Annotated in this window: 19 protein-coding genes; 8 read left to right on the forward strand and 11 right to left on the reverse strand. The window is 72.6% G+C overall.

Annotated features, from left to right (window positions below; all coding sequences use genetic code 11):
- Nucleotides 1-615 precede the first annotated feature (615 nt).
- From IF83_RS0116160 to IF83_RS0116170, 3 genes are all read left to right on the forward strand, one after another.
- Nucleotides 616-1,953: a PhoH family protein gene (locus tag IF83_RS0116160; RefSeq protein ID WP_030544896.1), complete on the forward strand. Its 1,338-nt coding sequence runs from the start codon at nucleotides 616-618 to the stop codon at nucleotides 1,951-1,953.
- A 473-nt stretch (nucleotides 1,954-2,426) separates the two neighbouring features.
- Entirely contained in the window at nucleotides 2,427-3,134 is a 708-nt protein-coding gene (locus IF83_RS0116165) for an aggregation-promoting factor C-terminal-like domain-containing protein (RefSeq protein WP_030544897.1), read from the forward strand.
- A gap of 128 nt (nucleotides 3,135-3,262) precedes the next feature.
- Nucleotides 3,263-4,765, forward strand: coding sequence for an AI-2E family transporter (locus IF83_RS0116170; RefSeq protein ID WP_037680195.1), 1,503 nt, complete (start codon nucleotides 3,263-3,265; stop codon nucleotides 4,763-4,765).
- 138 nt (nucleotides 4,766-4,903) lie between these two features.
- Here IF83_RS0116170 and IF83_RS0116175 read toward each other — a convergent pair whose 3' ends face one another.
- Complete coding sequence (locus IF83_RS0116175; protein ID WP_030544899.1) at nucleotides 4,904-5,440, reverse strand: alkyl hydroperoxide reductase; 537 nt, start codon at nucleotides 5,438-5,440, stop codon at nucleotides 4,904-4,906.
- A gap of 6 nt (nucleotides 5,441-5,446) precedes the next feature.
- On the reverse strand, nucleotides 5,447-6,001 hold the full coding sequence (locus IF83_RS0116180; RefSeq protein ID WP_030544900.1) for a peroxiredoxin: 555 nt from the start codon (nucleotides 5,999-6,001) through the stop codon (nucleotides 5,447-5,449).
- Nucleotides 6,002-6,151: 150 nt separating this feature from the next.
- Between IF83_RS0116180 and IF83_RS0116185 the strand changes: the two genes are divergently transcribed.
- On the forward strand, nucleotides 6,152-7,126 hold the full coding sequence (locus IF83_RS0116185) for a LysR substrate-binding domain-containing protein (RefSeq protein WP_078843526.1): 975 nt from the start codon (nucleotides 6,152-6,154) through the stop codon (nucleotides 7,124-7,126).
- Nucleotides 7,127-7,418: 292 nt separating this feature from the next.
- On the opposite strand, the gene IF83_RS0116190 is transcribed toward IF83_RS0116185, so the two are convergent.
- The 4 genes from IF83_RS0116190 to IF83_RS0116205 form a co-directional block, all read right to left on the reverse strand.
- Nucleotides 7,419-9,857, reverse strand: a complete 2,439-nt coding sequence (locus tag IF83_RS0116190) for an ABC transporter permease (RefSeq protein WP_030544902.1) — start codon at nucleotides 9,855-9,857, stop codon at nucleotides 7,419-7,421.
- Nucleotides 9,854-10,588 (reverse strand): ABC transporter ATP-binding protein, encoded by a 735-nt coding sequence (locus tag IF83_RS0116195; protein WP_051722823.1) that lies wholly within the window; start codon nucleotides 10,586-10,588, stop codon nucleotides 9,854-9,856. Before IF83_RS0116195 ends, IF83_RS0116190 begins: the two co-directional genes overlap by 4 nt.
- The gene (locus tag IF83_RS0116200; protein ID WP_030544904.1) at nucleotides 10,585-11,109 is read right to left on the reverse strand and encodes a PadR family transcriptional regulator; all 525 of its coding nucleotides are present in this window, start codon (nucleotides 11,107-11,109) and stop codon (nucleotides 10,585-10,587) included. Before IF83_RS0116200 ends, IF83_RS0116195 begins: the two co-directional genes overlap by 4 nt.
- Nucleotides 11,110-11,217: 108 nt before the next feature.
- Nucleotides 11,218-11,841 (reverse strand): Uma2 family endonuclease, encoded by a 624-nt coding sequence (locus tag IF83_RS0116205; RefSeq protein ID WP_244177096.1) that lies wholly within the window; start codon nucleotides 11,839-11,841, stop codon nucleotides 11,218-11,220.
- Between the two features lie 179 nt (nucleotides 11,842-12,020).
- Here IF83_RS0116205 and IF83_RS0116210 point away from each other — a divergent pair, with 179 nt between their 5' ends.
- Nucleotides 12,021-12,221, forward strand: a complete 201-nt coding sequence (locus IF83_RS0116210; protein WP_030544906.1) for a hypothetical protein — start codon at nucleotides 12,021-12,023, stop codon at nucleotides 12,219-12,221.
- A gap of 33 nt (nucleotides 12,222-12,254) precedes the next feature.
- On the opposite strand, the gene IF83_RS0116215 is transcribed toward IF83_RS0116210, so the two are convergent.
- Together IF83_RS0116215 and IF83_RS0116220 are read right to left on the reverse strand one after the other, a co-directional pair.
- On the reverse strand, nucleotides 12,255-12,470 hold the full coding sequence (locus IF83_RS0116215) for a DUF397 domain-containing protein (RefSeq protein WP_030544907.1): 216 nt from the start codon (nucleotides 12,468-12,470) through the stop codon (nucleotides 12,255-12,257).
- On the reverse strand, nucleotides 12,467-13,279 hold the full coding sequence (locus tag IF83_RS0116220) for a helix-turn-helix domain-containing protein (RefSeq protein WP_030544908.1): 813 nt from the start codon (nucleotides 13,277-13,279) through the stop codon (nucleotides 12,467-12,469). The genes IF83_RS0116215 and IF83_RS0116220 overlap by 4 nt, the downstream gene beginning before the upstream one ends.
- Nucleotides 13,280-13,436: 157 nt before the next feature.
- On the opposite strand from IF83_RS0116220, the gene IF83_RS33170 reads away from it, so the two are divergent.
- Entirely contained in the window at nucleotides 13,437-13,853 is a 417-nt protein-coding gene (locus IF83_RS33170) for a hypothetical protein (RefSeq protein WP_037680199.1), read from the forward strand.
- A 13-nt stretch (nucleotides 13,854-13,866) separates the two neighbouring features.
- Here IF83_RS33170 and IF83_RS0116230 read toward each other — a convergent pair whose 3' ends face one another.
- Both IF83_RS0116230 and IF83_RS0116235 read right to left on the reverse strand, forming a co-directional pair.
- Complete coding sequence (locus tag IF83_RS0116230; protein WP_051722855.1) at nucleotides 13,867-14,091, reverse strand: hypothetical protein; 225 nt, start codon at nucleotides 14,089-14,091, stop codon at nucleotides 13,867-13,869.
- A 146-nt stretch (nucleotides 14,092-14,237) separates the two neighbouring features.
- Nucleotides 14,238-15,140 carry an SPFH domain-containing protein gene (locus IF83_RS0116235; protein ID WP_051722856.1) on the reverse strand — a complete coding sequence of 301 codons (903 nt, stop codon included), beginning with the start codon at nucleotides 15,138-15,140 and terminating at the stop codon, nucleotides 14,238-14,240.
- A gap of 300 nt (nucleotides 15,141-15,440) precedes the next feature.
- On the opposite strand from IF83_RS0116235, the gene IF83_RS0116240 reads away from it, so the two are divergent.
- Both IF83_RS0116240 and IF83_RS0116245 read left to right on the forward strand, forming a co-directional pair.
- Nucleotides 15,441-17,678 (forward strand): transglycosylase domain-containing protein, encoded by a 2,238-nt coding sequence (locus IF83_RS0116240; RefSeq protein WP_051722824.1) that lies wholly within the window; start codon nucleotides 15,441-15,443, stop codon nucleotides 17,676-17,678.
- 194 nt (nucleotides 17,679-17,872) lie between these two features.
- Nucleotides 17,873-18,337 (forward strand): SRPBCC family protein, encoded by a 465-nt coding sequence (locus tag IF83_RS0116245; RefSeq protein ID WP_030544912.1) that lies wholly within the window; start codon nucleotides 17,873-17,875, stop codon nucleotides 18,335-18,337.
- A 135-nt stretch (nucleotides 18,338-18,472) separates the two neighbouring features.
- Here IF83_RS0116245 and IF83_RS0116250 read toward each other — a convergent pair whose 3' ends face one another.
- Nucleotides 18,473-21,031 (reverse strand): ATP-binding SpoIIE family protein phosphatase, encoded by a 2,559-nt coding sequence (locus IF83_RS0116250; protein ID WP_051722825.1) that lies wholly within the window; start codon nucleotides 21,029-21,031, stop codon nucleotides 18,473-18,475.
- Nucleotides 21,032-21,068: the final 37 nt, after the last annotated feature.

Here is a 21,068-nt window from a genome sequence, read left to right on the forward strand (position 1 = left end):
CGCGCCGGGTCGCCGGCCGCGCGGGGCGCCCCGCGGGCGGCGGATGCGCGGGGGAGAGGAAGGCGGTGGGGGGAGGGAACACGGGTACTCCAGTGCGAGGGAGGCGCGGACGGTGACGCCGGGGGCCCGGTGCCGCCATCCGGGGCGCAGGCGTCACCCGAGGGGCGAAGGCCGGGAGTTACCGGCGGTACGGGGAGTGTAGGAGTGCGACCGGCAAGCGGACGGAAACCCCGCACACCCCCGCCGGGGCCGACCGGTATCTCCACGTCCGCGCCACCGGCTCCACAGGACCGGCACCAACTCTCCCGCGATGCGGGGGAAGTGTTCGTCCCGGTGACGCGCGCATCGGGGCATGGCGTCGCTCCTTCGAGGGAATATCACCTCCAGATCGACGCCCGGGCCACGGGTGTCGAACGCAGCGGGCGGCTCGGAGGCCGTCCGCCCGGGAGGCCCTTTGCACACGGACGACCGCGCGGAACGACCGGCTCCGGCCGGGCCTTTCGCGGACGGGAGCCGCGGAGGGCCGGTCTCCGGCCCGTGCAGCGCGGCCGGCACCGGCCCAGTCCCCCGCGACGCCGTCGCACCCCGACCTCATCCGAGGGGGTTCGTCCACCCGTGGTGACCAGCACGAAGCGCCGCCTGAACGACCGGCGCACCTATGTCATCGACACCAGCGTCCTGCTGGCCGACCCGTCCGCCATGACCCGTTTCGAGGAGCACGAAGTCGTGCTCCCGGTGGTCGTGGTGACGGAACTCGAAGCCAAGCGGCACCACCCGGAACTCGGTTACTTCGCCCGGCAGGCCCTGCGCCTGCTGGACGAGTACCGGGTCCGCCACGGCCGTCTGGACGCGCCCATTCCGATCGGAGAGCTGGGCGGGACCCTGCGGGTCGAGCTGAACCACTCCGACCCCTCCGTACTGCCGCCGTCCTTCCTCACCCCGGGCGGCGGACTCGGGTCCAACGACACCCGCATCCTGGCGGTGGCCAGGAACCTCCAGGCCGAGGGGTACGACGTCACGGTCGTCTCCAAGGACCTGCCGCTGCGGATCAAGGCGTCCTCGGTCGGTCTGCTGGCCGAGGAGTACCGCGCCGAACTCGCCATCACCGACTCCGGCTGGACCGGTATGGCGGAGCTGGCCGTCGCTCCGGAGGAGGTGGACGAGCTCTTCGCCGCCGAGAGCGCGTATGTGGCCGAAGCGGAGAAACTACCCGTCCATACCGGCCTGGTGCTCCAGTCCGAGCGCGGCAAGGCGCTCGGCCGGGTCACCGCGGACGGACGGGTCCGGCTGGTCCGCGGCGACCGGGAGGCCTTCGGCATCCACGGCCGCAGCGCCGAACAGCGCATCGCGCTCGACATCCTGCTGGACCCGGAGGTCGGCATCGTCTCGATGGGCGGCCGGGCCGGTACGGGCAAGTCGGCGCTGGCGCTCTGCGCGGGCCTGGAGGCCGTACTGGAGCGCCGGCAGCACCGCAAGGTGATGGTCTTCCGGCCGCTGTACGCGGTGGGCGGGCAGGAGTTGGGCTATCTGCCCGGCACCGAGGCCGAGAAGATGGGGCCCTGGGCGCAGGCCGTCTTCGACACCCTGTCCGCGGTGGCCTCGGCCGACGTGATCGAGGAGGTGGTCGGGCGCGGGATGCTGGAGGTCCTGCCGCTCACGCACATCCGCGGCCGCTCGCTGCACGACGCCTTCGTGATCGTCGACGAGGCGCAGTCGCTGGAGCGCAATGTCCTGCTGACCGTGCTGTCCCGGGTGGGCGCCAACTCCCGGGTGGTGCTGACCCATGACGTGGCCCAGCGCGACAATCTGCGGGTCGGCCGGTACGACGGTGTGGTCGCCGTCGTCGAGAAGCTGAAGGGGCACCCGCTCTTCGCCCATATCACCCTGAACCGGTCGGAACGCTCGCCGATTGCTGCCCTGGTGACCGAAATGCTCGAAGAAAGCCACATCTGACGGCAGTTCAGGGTGCTTGCACCCTCTGCGCCACGGCGCCGCGCGCGAAGCCAAGGAGCTTAGCGCCGCGGCGTCGTGGCGCACCTCCTTTTCCGATAAAAAGAGAGCGCAAACACGATGTGAGCTTTCCCACGCAACGGGGAATTGCCTCAACGCGTCGGCTTCCGGCAGGGTGTGGGTTCTGTCAGGCCCCGCGTACGGCACCACGAGCACCATCCCCCGGGAACGCCTTCGGGCCGGGACCGGGAAGCGGAGCACACCGGACCCGGTGCGCGCCGCCAGAATTGAAGAGCGCCGCCGTACGCCGCCCGAGCACCACGCGGAACTCCCCCAGGGGAGGACGCACCGGGTCCGCGCCCCCCGTGACCAGCCGGCCCCCCGCACTTCGGGGGAGCCGGATGATGGGGGCCAGTGCCAGGGGCACGATTGCGTCCGCGAGGTCACCTAAGCGGGCGATGCTGGAAGGAAACCGTGTGAGCCGGATTTCGGTCCGGGGATTCGCCGTGGCGTCCGCCACCGCGGTCACCACCGTCGGCGCTGTCGTCGGTGTGGCCTCGGGCGGCACTCAGACTTCGACCGAACCGGTCGAGGCCACCGCTGCCGACGCGACGCTCCTCGCAGACATACCCGCCGGGAATCACGCCCAGGCGCAGACCGCTTCCCTGACGCAGCAGGCGGACGCCCAGTCCCTCGCTGCTGAGACGGAGGCGCAGAAGTCCGCTGAGGAAGCCGCACGCAAGCAGGCGGCGAAGGACGCGGCGGCCAAGAAGGCCGAGGCCGAGAAGGCTGCCGCGGAGAAGCGCGCCAAGGAGCGCGACGAGGCGGAGGCCAAGGCCGCCCGCTCCGAGGAGCGCGCCGACGCCTCCTCCTTCGGGGTCCAGAGCTCGTACACCGTCGCCGAGGTCCAGGCCATGGCGCGGCAGATGGTTCCCGCGGACCAGTTCCAGTGCTTCAGCAACATCGTGGACCACGAGAGCAGCTGGAACTACAAGGCGACGAACCCCTCCTCGGGCGCCTACGGTCTCGTCCAGGCGCTGCCGGCCGGCAAGATGGCCTCCGCCGGTGCCGACTGGCAGACCAATCCGGCCACCCAGATCAAGTGGGGCCTCGGCTACATGAACGACCGCTACGGCAGCCCGTGCGGCGCCTGGGAGTTCTGGCAGGCCAACAACTGGTACTAGCCCTCACGGGCGCGTACCCGCCCAACTCACCACGTGTGGCCTCCGGTCCCCGTTCCCGCGGGCCGGGGGCCACACGCGTGTAACGTCATTCCGACTGCCTCGGGGGAACCGGGGGAAGTGGGAGTGATATGTCGAGACTGCCTGACTGGCTCGGGGACGCGGGTTCCGGGCTGACGAAGATCGCCGCCCGGATGAAGGAACGCCGGGCCCGCGCGGAGGAGCGCGCCGCCGAGGCTGGGGAGGCCGAGGCCGCCGCGCACGCCGACGGCGGTGATCCCGTCGGTACTCCCGCGCCGGTGCCGGCCGGAGCCGGGCGGGCCGCGGGGGGCGAGGACGCCGCGGGGCAGGGCGTTCTGGTGCCACCCCCGCCCCCGTACGCGCCCGCCGTCGCCGCACACCGCGATCCGGCGGCCGCCGTGCCCTGGAGCATGCGGGTGGCGGCCGAGGTCGGCTGGCGGCTGCTGGTGCTGGCCGGCACGCTCTGGGTGCTGATGCGGGTCATCAGCACCGTGCGGCTGGTGGTGCTCGCCTTCGTCGTCGCCCTGCTGATCACCGCGCTGCTCCAGCCGACGGTGGCCCGGCTCCGCAAACGCGGCCTGCCGCGCGGCCTCGCCACGGCCGTCACCTTCATCACCGGCTTCGTCGTCATGGGCCTGGTGGGCTGGTTCGTGGTCTGGCAGGTCATGGAGAACATCGACAATCTCTCCGGACAACTCCAGGACGGCATCCAGGAGTTGAAGAAGTGGCTGCTCAACAGCCCCTTCCATGTGACCGAGGCGCAGATCAACGACATCGCCCAGAACCTCAGTGACGCGGTCGGCACCAACACCGAGGCCATCACCTCCGCCGGCCTGGAGGGCGTCACCGTCGTCATCGAGGTGGTCTCCGGGCTGCTGCTCGCCATGTTCTCCACCCTCTTCCTGCTCTACGACGGCCGCAGGATCTGGGAGTGGCTGCTGAAGCTGGTACCGGCTCCGGCGCGCGACGGAGTGGCGGGCGCCGGGCCGCGCGCCTGGCTCACCCTCACCGCCTACGTGCGCGGCACCGTGCTGGTGGCCCTGATCGACGCCGTGTTCATCGGCATCGGGATCTACTTCCTCGATGTGCCGATGGCGGTGCCGCTGGCCGTCATCATCTTCCTCAGCGCGTTCGTGCCCCTGGTGGGCGCGGTGGTCTCCGGGGCGCTCGCGGTGGTCATCGCCATCGTCACCAACGGGGTGTTCACCGCTTTCATGGTGCTGCTGGTGGTCCTGGCGGTGCAGCAGCTCGAGGGTCATGTGCTGCAGCCGTTCATCCTGGGCCGCGCCGTCCGGGTGCATCCGCTGGCCGTGGTCCTGGCGGTCACGGCGGGCAGTCTGATCGCGGGCATCGGCGGCGCGGTGGTGGCGGTGCCGCTGGTGGCCGTCACGAATACGGTCGTCGGCTACCTCTACCGGCACGCGGAACGACGGGCCGTCGCGCAGGCGGCACTGGGACGCAGCGTCACCGCGGTCCCGGCGGGGACGGCGGTGGCGCGGGCTGCGCGGGCGGGGGAGACGCCCTCGGGCGAGGGGGCCGGAAGGCCGCCGTCCGAGGAGGGGACACCGCCGCCGTCCGACCCGCCGCGTCCGCCGGACCGGCCCGCCGGCTGACCGGCTGTCCCGGACACGACGGAGGGCGCCCCCACCGGGATGGTGGGGGCGCCCTCCGTCGTGTCCGCCTGCCGCGCTCCGCGGGGCCGGCGCCCGGGTCCCGCCCGCGGCCGGTACCGCCGCGGCGCGGTGGCCGGATCAGAGCTCGGCCAGGACCTCTTCGGCGTCCAGCGTCGCGGCGACGGCCTGGATCACCGAGGCGATCTTGAAGGCCTCCTGGACCGTCTCCCGGTCCACGCCGCCCTTGCGCACGACCTGCTCGTGCGAGTCGAGGCAGGCGCCGCAGCCGTTGATCGCGGAGACGGCGAGCGACCAGAGCTCGAAGTCGGTCTTCTCGACGCCCGGGTTGCCGATGACGTTCATCCGCAGGCCCGCGCGCATCGTGCCGTACTCCGGGTCCGACAGCAGGTGCCGGGTGCGGTAGTAGACGTTGTTCATCGCCATGATGGCGGCGGCCGCCTTGGCGGCGGTGTACGCCTCGGGCTTGAGGTACGGCCGGGCCTCCGGCTCCAGCTCGCGCAGCACGCGCGGGGAGCGCGAGGCGATCGCGCAGGCCAGCACGGTGCCCCAGAGCTGCTGCTGCGGGAGGTCGGAGTTACCGATGACCGAGCCGAGGTTCAGCTTCAGGTCCTTGGCGTAGTCCGGGAGAGCGGACTTCAGCGTGTCCAGTGCCATGCCGGATCACTCACCCGAGAGGAGCTTGACCGGGTCCAGGGTCTCTTCGCCCTGCTTCCAGTTGCACGGGCAGAGCTCGTCGGTCTGCAGGGCGTCGAGCACCCGCAGGACCTCCTTGGGGTTACGGCCGACGGAGCCGGCGGTCACCATGGTGAACTGGATCTCGTTGTTCGGGTCCACGATGAACACGGCGCGCTGCGCGTAGCCGTCCTCGCCCTCGACGCCGCAGTCGCGCATCAGCTCGTGCTTGGGGTCGGCGAGCATCGGGAAGGGCAGGTCGCGCAGGTCGGCGTGGTCCTTGCGCCAGGCGTGGTGCACGAACTCGGAGTCACCGGAGACACCCAGGATCTGCGCGTCGCGGTCGGCGAACTCGTCGTTCAGCTTGCCGAAGGCGGCGATCTCGGTGGGACAGACGAAGGTGAAGTCCTTCGGCCAGAAGAAGACGACGCGCCACTTGCCCTCGTAGGTCTTGTGGTTGATCTGCGCGAAGGCCTTGTCCGCGTCGAGGTCGACACAGGCGGTCAGGTCGTAGGTGGGGAACTGGTCACCGACGGTGAGCACGAGATCTCCTTGCGAAGGTGGAAAGCACCTTTTGGGTACTTTCCTGTGGGTTGGACGTGCCTCACCTTTTCATAGCCGCTATTGATCAAAGAAATCGACACACGGCGGCATATTGATAGGCTCCACCTATTGACAGGAGGAGGGTGAACGGTGTCCGCGGTACGAGGACTCGGGCGCAACGGCGCACGTCAGCCAACTCTCGCGCAACTGCGGGCCTTTGCCGCCGTGGCCGAGCAACTGCACTTCCGCGACGCGGCCGCTGACATCGGCATGAGCCAACCCGCGCTCTCCGGCGCCGTGTCCGCGCTGGAGGAGGTGCTCGGGGTGCGGCTCCTGGAGCGTACGACACGCAAGGTGCTGCTGACACCCGCCGGGGCCCGGCTGGCCGGGCGGGCCCGTACGGTCCTGGAGTCCGTCGGCGCGTTCCTGGAGGAGGCCGAGGCGGCGCGGGCACCGTTCACCGGCACGCTGCGCTTCGGTGTGATCCCGACCGTGGCGCCGTACCTGCTGCCCGCGGTGCTGCGGCTGGTCCGCGACCGCTACCCGCAGCTGGAGCTGGAGGTGCACGAGGAACAGACCGCCTCCCTGCTGCACGGGCTCGGCCGGGGCCGGCTGGACCTGCTGCTGCTCGCGGTGCCCCTCGGCGCCACCGGGGTGACCGAACTCCCGCTCTTCGAGGAGGACTTCGTACTCGTCACCCCGCGTGAACACCGGCTCGCCGGCCGCTCCGGCATCCCCCGGAAGGCGCTGCGCGACGTCGACCTCCTGCTGCTGGACGAAGGCCACTGCCTGCGCGACCAGGCGTTGGACGTCTGCCGGGAGGCGGGCCGCGAGGACGGCGCGCGGGCCGCCACCAGCGCGGCCGGGCTCTCCACCCTCGTCCAGCTCGTCGCCGGCGGCCTCGGCGTCACGCTGCTGCCGCGCACCGCGCTGGGGGTCGAGACCGGCCGCTCCACGCGGCTGGCGACCGGCTGCTTCGCGGACCCGGCGCCGTCCCGCCGGATAGCGCTGGCCATGCGGTCCGGCGCGGCCCGGCAGGAGGAGTTCGAGGCCTTCGCGGAGGCACTGCGCGAGGCGCTCACGGAACTCCCGGTCCGCATCCTGCCGGCGCCGGCGGGGGCGTAACCGCCCGCGCCCCCGCCGGCGGCCGGGGTGGCCCCGCGACGGCTCCCGTCCGGGCCCGCCCCGCCCCGGGCCGGGGAGAGCGCGGCGGAACGCGGCACCGCCCGGTACGCCGTCCCCCCTGTGGACGGCGTACCGGGCGGTGCCGGTCTCCGCGGGCGCCCGGGCGCGGGTCCGGGCGCGGGCCCAGGGCCGTGCCGGATGCCCCTCGCGGGCCCGGCGCTGTGCCCGGGCCGCCGCCCTCCGGCGCCGGTACGGGCGTTCCGGACCTCCCGGACCGCGCCCCGGGCCGGCGCTACTCCGTGCGGAGCCCGTCCGGGCGCATCATGCGCCACAGCGGCGGCAGGCTCAGCAGGGTGACCAGCAGCACCAGGCCCGCGCCGACGCCCGTCATCAGGCCCAGGCTCGCCCAGTCCACGGACACCGGCGTGTCGACCATCTTCAGCAGCACGGCCCCCAGCCCGACGCCGCCGACGGCGGCGAGCGCCAGCCCGAGCGCCACCGGCACCGCCGTCTGCCACAGCACCGACCAGGCGAGGGTCCGGCGCCGGGTGCCGAAGGCCACGAGCACGGACAGCAGCCGGCGCCGTTCCCGGAGCTGCTCCAGGGTGGAGACGACCATGCTCGCGCCGATGAGCAGCAGCGTGGCGGTCGCTCCGGCGAACAGCGCGCGGCTGATGGCGGTGAAGCGTTCGCCCTGCTGAGTGCTGTGGAGGGCGTACGCGTCGGCCAGCGGGGCCAGTTCGGCGGCGGTGTTGCGGACGTGCTCGGCCGCGTCCGGCTCGCGCGGGTCCAGCCGCAGCTCGGCCACGACCTCCGGGTCCTGGAGCTTGCCCGCGTCGAGGGCCGCCGGGGTGGCGAAGACGCCGAACTGCTGCACTCCCATCGCGTCCTCGCGGAGCTGGACCGTCCTCGCGGTCTCGGGCACCGTCCACAGCACCGGGTCGTCGGTCGGCTCGCCGTCCTCGTCCGAGCGGAGGTCGATCGTCGTGCCGGGCCCGGCGAACTGCTGGTACTCGCCGCCGACCGGGGTGACGAAGGTGTCGCCGTCCTCGCAGCGCCCACTGATCGCGATCAGCTCGCGCAGCGCGGCACAGTCGGCGACGGTGAGTCTCGTGTACCCCGGCTCCTCGCCCTTCCCGACGTCGGCCTTGGGCTCGGTGACGTACTCCTGGACGTAGCCGGCCACCCCGGTGACGCCCTCGGTGGCGCCGAACCGCTCGGTGAACTCCCGTGCCAGGCCGCCGTCCCGCGCGCTGACGGAGACGTGCATCTGGGCCCGGCCGGGGTCCTGCCCCGTCTCCGTCGTGTTCTGCGCCTCGGCGCTGGCGAACAGCATCTGGATCGCGACGGCACCGGCCACGGCCACCGTGATCCCGCTGACCGCGCGGGCCGCGGTACCGCTGCTGAGCTGGAGCCTGCGGACCGCGAGCTGCCAGGGGACGGGACCGCCCGACAGCCGGTTCACCACCGACTCGACCAGCCACGGCAGCAGCCCGGCGACCCCGGTGAGCACGAGCACCGTGCCCAGGGCGACCTGGTACGTCTCCCCGTCGCCGCTGCCGGGGCCGTCCCCGGTCCAGCCGCCGACCATCGGCAGCAGCAGGGCGAGGCCCAGACCGGGCAGCAGCAGCCGCCACCACAGCCGGCGGCGGCGCGGGACGGCGCTGCGCACCACCCCGAGCGGTTCGATGACGACCCCGCGCAGCACCAGCAGGGTGACCACCACCGCGGACGCCGGCACGGCCAGCACGATGAGGGTGGCCAGCAGCGGCGACGGCCGGAGGTCGGACGAGAAGGTGCTGATGTCGAACAGCTCCACCGACTCGATCGACGCCCGCACCAGCAGGAACAGCAGGCCCCCCACCGCGAGCCCCAGCAGGGCGCCGGCCATGGCCTCTCCGGCGGCGATCCGCCGGACCATCCGGCCGTCCGCGCCGACGAGCCGCAGGGCGGCCAGCCGCCGGTCGCGCCGCTCGCCGCCGAAGCGCACCGCCGTCCCGATGAAGATCATCACGGGGAGCAGCAGCACCACGCAGATGATGATCACGAGCAGCAGCAGTTCGGCGGGAAGCGGCTCGCTCTCGATCGGGCTGTTGCCGAACCGGTCCAGGTGGTAGGTGTGCCCGGAGGCGAAGTCCTCCTCGGTGGCGCCCGCGTAGTAGATCAGCTCGCTCGGACCGACCAGCCCCGCCTGGCCGATCGTCTCGGTGATCCGGTGGTCCAGGCGTTCGCGCAGCAGCTTGCCGTCCGGGGAGGCCAGCAGCTCGCGGAGGGCGGGGGAGACCGCCATCTCCCCGGGACCGGGGAGTTCGGAGAGGCCGGGCGGCACCGGCGGCTCGTCCCCGTCGGCCCGCACCAGTATGCCGTTGATGCCGTCACCGCGGTATTCGGTGTCGGCCTGGCCGATCTCGACGGTGCCGGGGCCGGGCGTCACCTCCTGGCCGAAGTTGGAGGCGGAGCGTTCGGCGCCCCGGTCGTCACGGTTGGCCATGATCTCCGGCACGGAGGCCGCCGCGAGCAGCAGGGCGGCACCGAGGCCGACGCCGACGGCGGTGAGCACCGCGCGGATCCAGCCCTCGCGTCCGCCCGTGAAGGCGAACCGGACGCCCATGAGCAGATCGGCCGCCCAGCGGGCCGGCGCGGAGCGGGAGTCGGTGGCGGGCGGGGGAGGGGCGGCGGTGTCCCGCTCCGCGCGTATGCCGGTGTCGGGTTCGGTGTCGGTGCTGGTCATACCGCACCCGCCATGTCCCGCGCGACGCCGTCGCGGACGACGACCTCGCGGTCGGAGTAGGCCGCCACGCGCGCCTCGTGGGTGACGAGGACGACGGCGGCGTTGGTGGAGCGGGCGGCCTCGGTGAGGAGCTGCATGACGCGCTCGCCGTTGAGGGAGTCCAGCGCGCCGGTCGGCTCGTCCGCGAAGAGCACGCGCGGTCCCGTGACCAGCGCGCGGGCGACGGCGACCCGCTGCCCCTGGCCGCCGGAGACCTCGCCGGGCCGCTTGTTCCGGACGTCGCTCACCTCCAGCCGGTCCATCCAGGCCGCGGCGCGGGACTCGGCCTCCTTGCGGCCCGTGCCGGTGAGCCGGAGCGGCAGGGCGACGTTCTCGACACAGGTCAGCTCCGGGACGAGCTGCCCGAACTGGAAGACGAAGCCGAACTCGCCGCGCCGCAGCGCGCTCCGCTCGGCGTCCGTCATGGCCGACGTATTCCGGCCCTGGTAGAGCACCTGGCCGGAGTCCGGGGTGACGATCCCGGCGAGGCAGTGCAGCAGCGTGGACTTACCGGAGCCGGAGGGGCCCATGACGGCGACGATCTCGCCGGGCCGGATGGCGAAGGAGGCCCCGTCGAGGGCGGGGGTGGTGCCGTAGGTCTTGTGCAGGTCCTCGGCGGCCAGCAGGGCGCCGGCCTGCTCGGACGCCGGGTGCGGTGCGGGGGTGGTGGTGCGGGCGGGTTCGGGGTTCACGAACGGACCTCCGAGGCGAGGGCGTCGAGCCGGGCGGCGGTCAGTTCCAGCCAGCGCAGATCGGCTTCGAGATGGAAGAGGGCGTGGTCGCAGATGAGCTGGTCGGCGAGGTCGCCGCTCGTCTTGCGCCGGGTCAGCTCGCGCATCAGCCGCAGATGCTCCGACCGCTGCCGGTCGAGGAGTTCGGTGGCGTCGCGGTGGGTCAGCAGCGCGAGGACGACCTTGGTGTAGAGGGTCGACTGGAGGTAGGGCTCCGGCTTCTCGGGCGAGGCGAGCCACTTCTCGACGTCGGTGATCCCGGCGTCGGTGATGGCGTACCGCTTCCGCTCCGGCCCGCCGCCGGGCTCGATGCCGTCGACCTCCACGAGGCCGTTCTTCAGCAGCCGGGACATGGTCGAGTAGACCTGGCCGTAGTGCAGCGGCCGGTCGTGGCCGAAGCGTTCGTCGAAGGCGCGCTTGAGGTCGTAACCGTGGCGCGGCCCGGACTCCAGCAGCCCGAGCAGAGTGTGACCGATGGACATGCGAAGCACTGTACACCAGGTGTATACACGGGGTGTATACACGGACCGGACGGTGGCGTTCTCGCAGCTCAGCGACTCAATGCCGTTGCTGCTCGGCCGGGTTGGCGCTTACGGAGCCCGAGCGGCCCCGAAGGCGACTGACGCAGGGCCGAGGGCGCTGTCGGCGGAGAGCCGGACGGGCGCGCCGACGGCCGCGGGAAGCACGAACGACTCCCCGGGCCGGTACGTCGCACGCTTCCGGTATCGCTCGCCGCGTGGACCGGTGAGCACGTGCACCCGCTGCTCCGCGCGGTCGGCGATCACGTACACCGGGACGCCGCCGGCCGCGTAGACGGCCGTCTTCCGGCGCTCGTTGCCGTAGTTGTGCGCTGTGACTTCGAGGACCAGCCGGAAGACGGAGGGGGCGTAGCAGTTGTACGCGACCAGGTGGTTGTTGTAGTCCCCGTCGATGACGGACAGATCGGGCACCGCGAAATCGGACGGCCCGCCGGGGAGCCACAGGCCGACCCGCTGCACCACACACGTCCGCCGGTCGTGCAGCTCGATCAGCTCAAGCATGAGATCGGTCAGCGTCTCGGCGTGCGGCGCGTCCGGCAGAGTTGTCACGGTGATCTCGCCGTCAAGGATCTCGACGCGGCACCCGGGCAGCCGCTGGGAGATCCACTCCGCCTCATCCAGCAGAGCGGAATGGAAGCGGCTTCCGGGCCCGCCCACCGGCGCGCGGTCGGACAAGGAAACTCCTGCGGATCCGAAGGGGCCGTGAAGCCACCATTCTGGTTGCCGTGTCTGGCAGTTTGCTCAGGACGGGGCCGCCTCACCCGAAGGTGTGATTGGCCGCAGACATGCTCACCGCTGGCCGAACGCGCTGGGCCGGGGCATGCTGTGCTCCGGTCGGAAGGGGAGGGGCCACCATGGCGAAGGTGACGGTAACGCTCGACGCGGATCTCGTGATCGAGGTGATGCTGCTGTCGGGCACGAAGAACCCGCAGGACGCGGTGGAGCTGATCGTCCGTGACTATCTCGCCCGGGGCCGCCGCACCGAGGCCCGTACAGGCGGTGTGGAGGACCCGAACCGGGTCCGGGAGGCGGAGCCGCCCCGGCAGGAGGGCTGAGCGGAACGGTTGGCGGGTTGACCGGCCGCCGCGTCAGACGAGGCGGCCGGTTTTCACACCGCTGACGAAGTCGGCCCAGGCGCTGGCCGAAAAGGTCAGGGCGGCGCCGTGCGGGTTCTTGCTGTCGCGGACCGGGACGGTGTCCGCGAGGCCGTCGGCGACTTCGAGGCACTCACCGCCGTTGCCGCTGCTGTGGCTGCTCTTGCGCCACGTCAGGCTGGAGAGGTCCCTTGGAACGGTCGTCGTCATGAGCTCAGTTCCTTCATGGCAGCGGTGATCAGCTCTACGGACGCGCTGGGCGACAGGGCGACGGCCCTGAGCAGATCATAGGAGCGCACGGCTGTGTTGACGTCCCCCGGATCGGCCAGAAGTTGACCGCGGGAGAAGCCGTCCTCGTGTACGACATCCGCGCCTTCGGCGAAGGACAGAACGGTGAACGGGCCGAAGCCTGCATGTGCGCCTGCGGCGTATGGAACGACCTGGATGACGTTCCGTGGCCGCTCAGCCGCTTCCAGAAGTTTGCTCAACTGCGCGTGCATTACGGCTGGACTGCCGATTACCCGCCGCAGCACAGTCTCATCGAGGATGAGCCACAACTGAGGTGGTGTGTCGCGGTTGAGAACACGCTGCCGTTCCAGCCGTGCGGTGAGTAGATCCTCGATGCTCTCGGGGCGACCGGCGGCCAGCACCGCCCGTGCGTAGTCCTCCGTCTGGAGGAGCCCGTGCACGAACTGGACCTGAAACGAGCGGATGACCGTGGCGGCACGTTCCAGTTCCACATAGGGCCGGAACCACGACGGATAGGCGTGCTTGATGACCAGCGGCCAGAGCCGTGCAAAGTGGCCGTCCGTGCCAAGCACTTGGTCGAACTGCTCCGCAAGGTCCTGTGACGGCACCCGGCAGGCCGACTCGATCTTGCACAGCAGCGACGGGGTGATGTAAGTGCGCTTGGCCAGTTCCGTCTGGGCGACCCCCGTCTCCAGGCGGACGCGCCGCAGCTCCGAGGCGAAGAAGGCCAGGACGGATGAGGCCGGGTCGAGTTCATCGGCAGCGGACATCGGTGCAGGTCCTCCCCTCTTGACGGCACGGGCCGTCAACCATCGGTCCTGGTCACGCTAGCCGCGCACCGCGACGATGGGAGCACGGAACGTCACGGCTCACTCGAAGGAAGTGCGGCCGGCGAAGCAACGCACAGACGGGCGGCGGAACATGGGAATGACGGGCGCGGACAGCCAGGGGCGACGAGGTGGAAACGGACCGGTCGCGAAGTGGCGTCCGGACCCCTGGGAGGAGGCGGAGGACGCGGCACAGGCCCTCGCCGAAGCCCTCGACGCGGCCGGGCTGACACTGCCGTCGCTCGGGGTGGACCAGTGGCCGGTCATCACCGGCCGCCCACTGGTCGAACTCGGCCGGGCCCGCCCGGACGTGGTGACGGAACTGGCCGAACTGGTCACCAGGGGGACGTGCTCGGCGGTCCCTGGGCGACCGGCCGAGCCGGCGGATCCCATCAGCCATCCCGGCGGCAGCGAATCCGGCGAAGCCGAGCACGGCGGGCCGGTCCTGCTCAGCCCCGACGATCTCCTGACCGTCGACGAGGAAGAAATGGACTCCGACCGTGTGGCGGAGGGCTGATCACGGCACCTGGTCAGCCCGGTTCGGTGTCCCGGGTCTGCGCCGGACCGCCGTCCACCGGGCCGGACTTCGACGGCCGGCCCCGTTTCGGGATGGGGCGGATCGTTTTCGGGAGGCGGTCGGCGTCGGAGAGGGCGCGGCGGAGGAGGAACTCGATCTGGGCGTTGGTGGAGCGGAGTTCGGCCGCCGCCCAGGCGGCGAGGGCGTCGTGCACGGCCGGGTCGAGCCGCAGCAGCACCTGCTTGCGCTGCTGCCGCGGCCGGCGCCCGCCCCGCCCCGGGCCGGTGGTCGGCCCGGGGGAGGCGGTGGGGTCGGTGGGGCCGGGCCCGGGAGGGGGCTGCGGATCGGGTTCGGCCCGGTCGGCGGTCTCGTCCCGGTCCGGGGTCACTGGTACAGGCCGCCGGTGTTGAGGACCGGCTGCGGGGAGCGGTCACCACAGAGGACCACCATCAGATTGCTGACCATGGCCGCCTTGCGCTCCTCGTCCAGTTCGACGATGCCCTGCTCCGTTATCCGGGAGAGCGCCGCCTCGACCATGCCCACCGCGCCGTCCACGATCTGCCGCCGGGCCGCGACGACCGCGCCCGCCTGCTGCCGCTGGAGCATCGCCGAGGCGATCTCGGGGGCGTACGCGAGGTGCGTGAAGCGGGACTCGATGATCCGGACCCCCGCGGCCTGGACCCGGGCGGAGAGCTCAACCGCCAGCTTCTCGGTGATCTCCTCGGCGTTTCCCCGGAGCGAGAGCGCCTCCTCGTCGTAGGCGTCGTACGGGTACTCGATGGCGATGTGCCGGACGGCGGCCTCGGTCTGGGTGGAGACGAACTCCAGGAAGTCGTCCACCTCGAAGACCGCCTGCGCGGTGTCCTCGACCTTCCAGACGACGACCGCGGCCAGTTCGACCGGGTTGCCGTAGGCGTCGTTGACCTTGAGGACGGCCGTCTCGTGGTTGCGGACCCGGGTGGAGATCTTCTGACGGCTGGTGAGCGGGTTGACCCAGCGCAGGCCGTCGGTGCGGATGGTGCCGGTGTAGCGGCCGAAGAGCTGGACGACGCGGGCCTCGCCGGGCGCGACCATGTTCAGCCCCGCCATGGCGAAGATCGAGCCGAAGAAGACCAGCACTCCGAGGATGATCAGGCCGACCGCGGCCCCGGTCGAGCCGCCCTTCCCGGCGACGGCGCCGAGGACGACCAGGCCCGCGCCGGCGAGCAGCCCGATCAGGCCGAGCAGCAGGGCCAGGCCGCCGCCGATGCTCTTGGCGGCGAACTCCCTGACCCGCGGCTTCGGCATCTCCGGCAGGTCGCCGCCGTCGGCGGGCCCGTTCGCGGCCGCCGCCGCGGCCGCGTGGTCGGGCGCGGTGGTGGGTGGAGTCTTCGGCATGGCGGGTCCCCGTCTCTTTCGGTCGTTCCGATGTTCGATGTTCTAGCTAAGTGATAGCACTTTTTCTGACGCGGCGCGAGGCTCCCCGGTTCCCCTCCCGGCGGGTGCCGATTCTCACGGCACCGGAGCCGAGAACTCCGGGGCCTCTCCTGCGTATAGGGTGTTAGCTTTTGTCGTTTCCCGGGGGCATTGAGGACTGGAGCTCGGATCATGGGACGCGCGGACTACCGACGGGCCCAGCGGCAGTGGGCCCGTGAAGAACGGGGCGGGTTCATCCGCCGGCTCTTCACGCTGAAGCGGGTGCTGGGCACGTTCGTGCTGCTCGGAGCGCTCGCGATGGGCTCCTTCTTCGTGCTCTACCTGCTCGTCGACATACCCGACGGCGGCAACCCGGAGGCGACGGCCCAGAGCAACGCCTTCACCTTCAGCGACGGCGCCCTCATCGCCCGCGAGGGCGACTTCAACCGCGAGCTGGTGCCGATCAGCCGGATCCCCAAGGGCACCCAGTACGCGTTCGTGGCCGCCGAGAACAAGAGCTTCTACCAGGACCCCGGCGTCGACGTGAAGGGCCTCACCCGGGCGCTGGTCTCCACCGCGATGGGGCGGAAGCAGGGCGGATCGACCATCACCCAGCAGTATGTGAAGAACTACTTCCTCAGCCAGGAGCAGACGGTCACCCGCAAGGCCAAGGAACTGATCATCGCGCTCAAGGTCGACCAGAAGCAGTCCAAGGACGAGATACTGGCCGGCTACATGAACACCAGCTACTTCGGGCGCGGCGCGTACGGCGTCCAGGCCGCGGCCAAGGCGTACTACGACACCGACGTCGAGGACCTCACCGTCGAGCAGAGCGCCTACCTCGCCGCGCTGCTCCAGGCGCCCAGCCAGTACGACCTGGCCGTCGCCGGTCCGAAGGCGCGGCAGCTCGTCACCGACCGCTGGCACTTCGTCCTCGACAACATGGTCGAGATGAAGTGGCTCAGCCCCGCCGAGCGGCGGGACATGACCTTCCCCGAGCCCGGGCAGCCCGAGCCCAACCCCGGGCTGGGCGGCCAGGCCGGCTACTTCGTCGAGGCGGCGAAGGCCGAGCTGATCGCCGCGGGCGTCGACGAGCAGGAGCTCGCCGCCCGCGGCTGGACCATCGAGCTCAACATCGACAAGAAGAAGCAGCGGGACCTGGAGAAGGCCGTCAAGGCGACCCTGCTGGACGATCTCGACCCGGAGCGGCGGGAGGTCGACGCGCGGGCCCAGCCCGGTGCCGTCTCGGTGGACCCGGAGACGGGGGCGGTGGTCGCGATGTACGGCGGCCGGAACTACGTCGAGCACTTCATCAACAACGCCACCCGCCGCGACTACCAGCCCGCCTCCACCTTCAAGCCCGTCGTCCTCGCCACCGCGTTCGAGACGGCCGCCACCACCCAGGACGGGCAGCCGATCACGCCGAACACCGTGTACGACGGCACCAGCGAGCGCCCCGTCGAGGGCGGCGACACCCCCTTCGCCCCGCCGAACCAGGGCGATGTCGACTACGGTCCGATCACCGTCCAGCAGGCCATGAACAACTCGGTCAACTCCGTCTTCGCGCAGATGGCCGTGGACGCCGGGCTGGAACGGACCAAACAGATGGGTATCCAGCTCGGCATGAAGGGCGACGCGAGCGGTTTCGACGTCAAGCCCGCCATGTCGCTGGGCGTCATGGGCGCCAGCCCGCTGGACATGGCCGCCGTCTACGCCACCCTCGCCAACCACGGCGAGCAGGTGAAACCCCGGCTGGTGAAGTCCGCCAAGCGCGGTGACCAAGTGGTGGAGCTGCCGGACGCGATCGGCGAGCAGATGATCGAACGGCAGACCGCCGACACCGTCACCTCCGTGCTGCGGGGCGTCGTCAACGACGGCACGGCCAAGGGCATCCGCTCCAACACGCTCAACTTCGCGGGCAAGACCGGCACCTCCGACGACAACAAGTCGGCCTGGTTCGCCGGTTACACCCCCGACCTGGTCACCACCGTCGGCCTCTTCGGCGAGGGCGAGGGCGGCAAGCAGGTCTCGCTGCGGGGAACGGGAGGCGGAGGGCGCGTCAACGGCGGCGGCTACCCGGCCCAGGTCTGGGCCGAGTACAACCGGCTCGCGCTGAGCGGCAAGCCCGCCGCCCAGTTCGACCTGGACGTCATGGAGGCACCCGAGCCGAGCATCTCGCCCAGCCCCTCGGAGAGCGAGAGCGAGGCGCCGGAGTCGCCCGAGCCGCCGGCGACCACCGAGCCCGGCCCGCCGGAGACCGTCACCCCGCCGCCGGCCGGCACGCTTCCGCCGCCCGGCACTCCCACGCCGCCCGGCGACACGGCGCCGCCCTCCGCGTCCACCCTGCCCGTCCCACCGGGCGACGGAACGGGCGACGGCGGCGCCCGCGTCGGCGCCGGGACGGAGACCGGCGCGGGGGACGGCACCTAGCGCCGCAACTGGCGGGCGTTCGCCCCGTCGCGACGCCCGGCCGCCGAGAGCACGCACCGGACGCCGCTCCTTGACGGGCAAACGCTGCCTGCTGCGGCACTGGAACACCCGCGAGCAGCCCGGTCGGTGAACTGTCCTGAGGAACACCGCGGTTGGGGGAGCGCCCCCTGCCCATCCTCTGTACCGTGTGGTGGATGAGGCCCGTCATCGTGTCGGTCGACGTCCCGCACCCGCCCGAGCAGGTCTACGACTTCCTCGACGTCATGGCTCACCACGAGCGCTTCACGGACCACTATCTGACCGGCTGGCGCTACAGCGGCCCCGAGCGCGGCACGGGATCGCGCGCCACGGTCACCGCCGCGCTGGGCGGCACCAAGACCGACGTCACCATCGAGGTCGTCGAGGCCGAACCGCCGCGGCGCATCGTCGAACGGAACGTCAGCGCCGCCGGCCGGCGCCTGGCCCACGGCACCTACGCCATCGAACCGCTGCCGGCCGGCGGGAGCCGCGTCTCCTTCACCTACGGCTGGGCGAAGGCCCCGCTCGCCGACCGTCTGCTGGCGCCCCTCGTCCGGGCCGCGATGCGGCGCGCCAACCGCACGGCCATGCGCCGCCTGGCAGCCGAGCTGGCCCGCGACGGGTCGGCCGGCGGCCCCTGACGCCTCCGCGCACGCCGGGAGACGCCGGCTCCTCCGCCGGTGCGCGCGCCCCCGGGCCCGGGGGTGCGGCGAGGCCGCGGCCCCTCACCCGTACCCGCCAACGATGTCAGCGGACGGTACGGGGCCGCGCCTCCGCTAGCCCCCGTTCGTGAAGGGCAGCTCGAACCAGACGACCTTGCCCGTGCTCAGCCGGGTCGCCCCCCACCGCCGCGCCACCCTGTTGACGAGATACAGGCCGCGCCCGCCCTCGTCCGACGGCCGGGCCTGCCGCAGCCTCGGCAGCTGCGGTACGTCGTCGCCCACCTCGCAGCGGAGGACGTCGGTCCGCAACAGCCGCAGCGTGATGGGGCGTTCGGCGTACCGGACGGCATTCGTGACGACCTCGCTGACGAGGAGCTCCACGGAGTCCGTGAGGTCCTCCAGTCCCCAGCGCGCCAGCGCCCGCCGGGCCAGCCGGCGCGCCTTGCTGGGCGCGCGCTCCTGCGGATCGAGGAACCAGTACGCGACGTCGCTCGGCGGTATGCCGTCGAACCGGGCCGCGAGCAGGGCGATGTCGTCGTCCCGGTCGCCCGGGCCGAGCATGTCCAGCACCTCGTCGCAGAGAGGCTCCAGCGGCGGCGGGTGGTCCGGGCCGGTCAGCCGCGCCGTCGCCACCAGCTTCTCGCGGAGCTGCTCGATACCCGTCCACACGTCGCGCAGCCGGGACTCGACCAGGCCGTCGGTGTAGAGCAGCAGCGTCGCCCCGGCGGGCGCGTCCAGCTCCACCGCCTCGAAGTCCACCCCGCCCACGCCGATCGGCGCGCCCGGCGGGACGCGCAGCACCTCCGCCCGGCCGCCCAGATGCAGCAGCACCGGCGGCGGATGGCCCGCGTTGGCGACGACGATCCGGTGCGCGACCGGGTCGTACACCGCGTAGATGCAGGTCGCCATCCGGTCGCTGCCCAGCCGCTGCGCCTGCTCGTCGAGGTGGTGCAGCACCTCCTGCGGCGGCAGGTCGAGCTGGGCCAGCGTCTGCGCCGTCGTGCGGAGCTGTCCCATGATCGCGGCCGAGGTCATGGAGTGGCCCATGACGTCGCCGACGACCAGGGCGACCCGGCTGCCGGGCAGCGGGATCGCGTCGTACCAGTCGCCGCCGACGCGGGCCGTCTCCGCGGCCGGCAGATAGCGGCTGGCGAGCCGCACGCCGGTGGGCTGCGGGAGCGAGTCGGGGAGCATGGAGCGCTGCAGGGCGTCGGCGATGTACGCCTCGCGCCCGTACAGCACGGCCTTGTCCACGCCGAGCGCCGTATGCGTCGCCAGTTGGGCGGCGACCAGCAGATCGTCGGCCTCGAACGCGGGCCGGTCGGTGAGCCGCAGGAACACCGCCGCGCCGATCACCCGGCGGCGCCCGCGCAGCGGCGCGAGGACGGCCCGCCGGCCGGCCGGGACCGGGAAGTCCGGGCCGAGCAGTTCCGGCAGGGCGTCCAGGGCTCCCTCGGAGTCGCCGAACACCGGGCGTACGCCGCGCAGCACCTCGGCCAGCGGCCCGCCCGGCGCCACCTCGGCGAGCTTGGCGGCGGGCGGCAGTCCGGGGTCCGGCGCGGGCCCGGACGGACGCGCGGGGTCCTGCCCCGCCGTGTCCCGCTGATGCCCCTCGCGTTTCTCGCGTTCCGTCTGATCGGTGCGCTCCGTGCGCGCGGTGTGCTCGCCGGAGCCCGCCGTTCCCCGCTCCGTACCGGAGGCCGTCATGCCGCCGGTGCCGCCGCCGCGCCCGGGCGGCAGCCGGTCCGTACGGCGCAGCCGCAGGGTGAACGGTTCCACCGGCCGCTCGTCGCCGACCGGCAGCGGGTCGCGCAGATAGACGAGGATGACGTCGGCGAAGGTCGGCACGGTGGCCCGGCAGAGGCCGAGCACGATCTCGTCGAGGTCGATACCGCGCGCGATGCGGCGGGTTGCGGCGCCGATGAACCGCAGCCGGTCGCCGTCCCGCTGGTGCCGGGCGGCCATCTCGGCCGCGGTCGGCACCACGCCGCCGTCTCCGGCCGGACCGCCCGCCGCGTCCGCGCGCTCATGGGTGTCCGTCCGCTGGGCCGGCGGCTGCGGCTGTGCCTGCGGTTGTCCCTGCGGCTGCGGCGCGGTCTCGGGACCCGCGCCGGCCGGGCGGCGCCCCCGGCCGCGGGACCGGTTGCGCCGGGCCGCGGCCGCGGCGGCCGCCGCCGCTGCCTCGCGGTCGGCGGCGGTGGAGTCCTGTGGCAGATCGCCCTTGCGGGTCGCGGCCATGCCGACGGCCACGGCGGCCCCGCGCGGGCGCCCGGTGCGAGACGGGTTCGCCGAGGCGTCCCGGCCCTCCTCGCGGCCCGCGCGGGAGGCCGCGGTGCCGCGCGCCCGGCCGCCCTGCCGGGCCATCGCCGTGCGCGGGTCCTCCGGCTTGCCGCCGGTCCGCCGCGGCGCGGGGCGGGCGCCGCGGACACCCTCGTCCTCGGGGTCTTCCCCGGCCGGGGGCGGCTCCGGATCGCCGTCCGCGACGCCGTCGCCGCGCGGGCGGGGACGGGAACGCCGCCCGGCGGCGGAGGCGCCGTCGCGGTCGCCCGTGCGGCCGGCCGGCGGGCGGGGCCGGCCCGCGGGTTCCTGGCCCGGGGCAGCGGCGTTCGCCGGGGCGTGCCCGGGCTGGGTGGCGGCCGGTCGGCCGTCGTTGGAGGTCGGGTACTCCGTCACGCGTGGGGTTCCATCCGTCCGGGGCCGGCGTCGGGCG

This window comes from Streptomyces albus subsp. albus (assembly GCF_000719865.1).
Lineage (GTDB): Bacteria > Actinomycetota > Actinomycetes > Streptomycetales > Streptomycetaceae > Streptomyces > Streptomyces albus_E.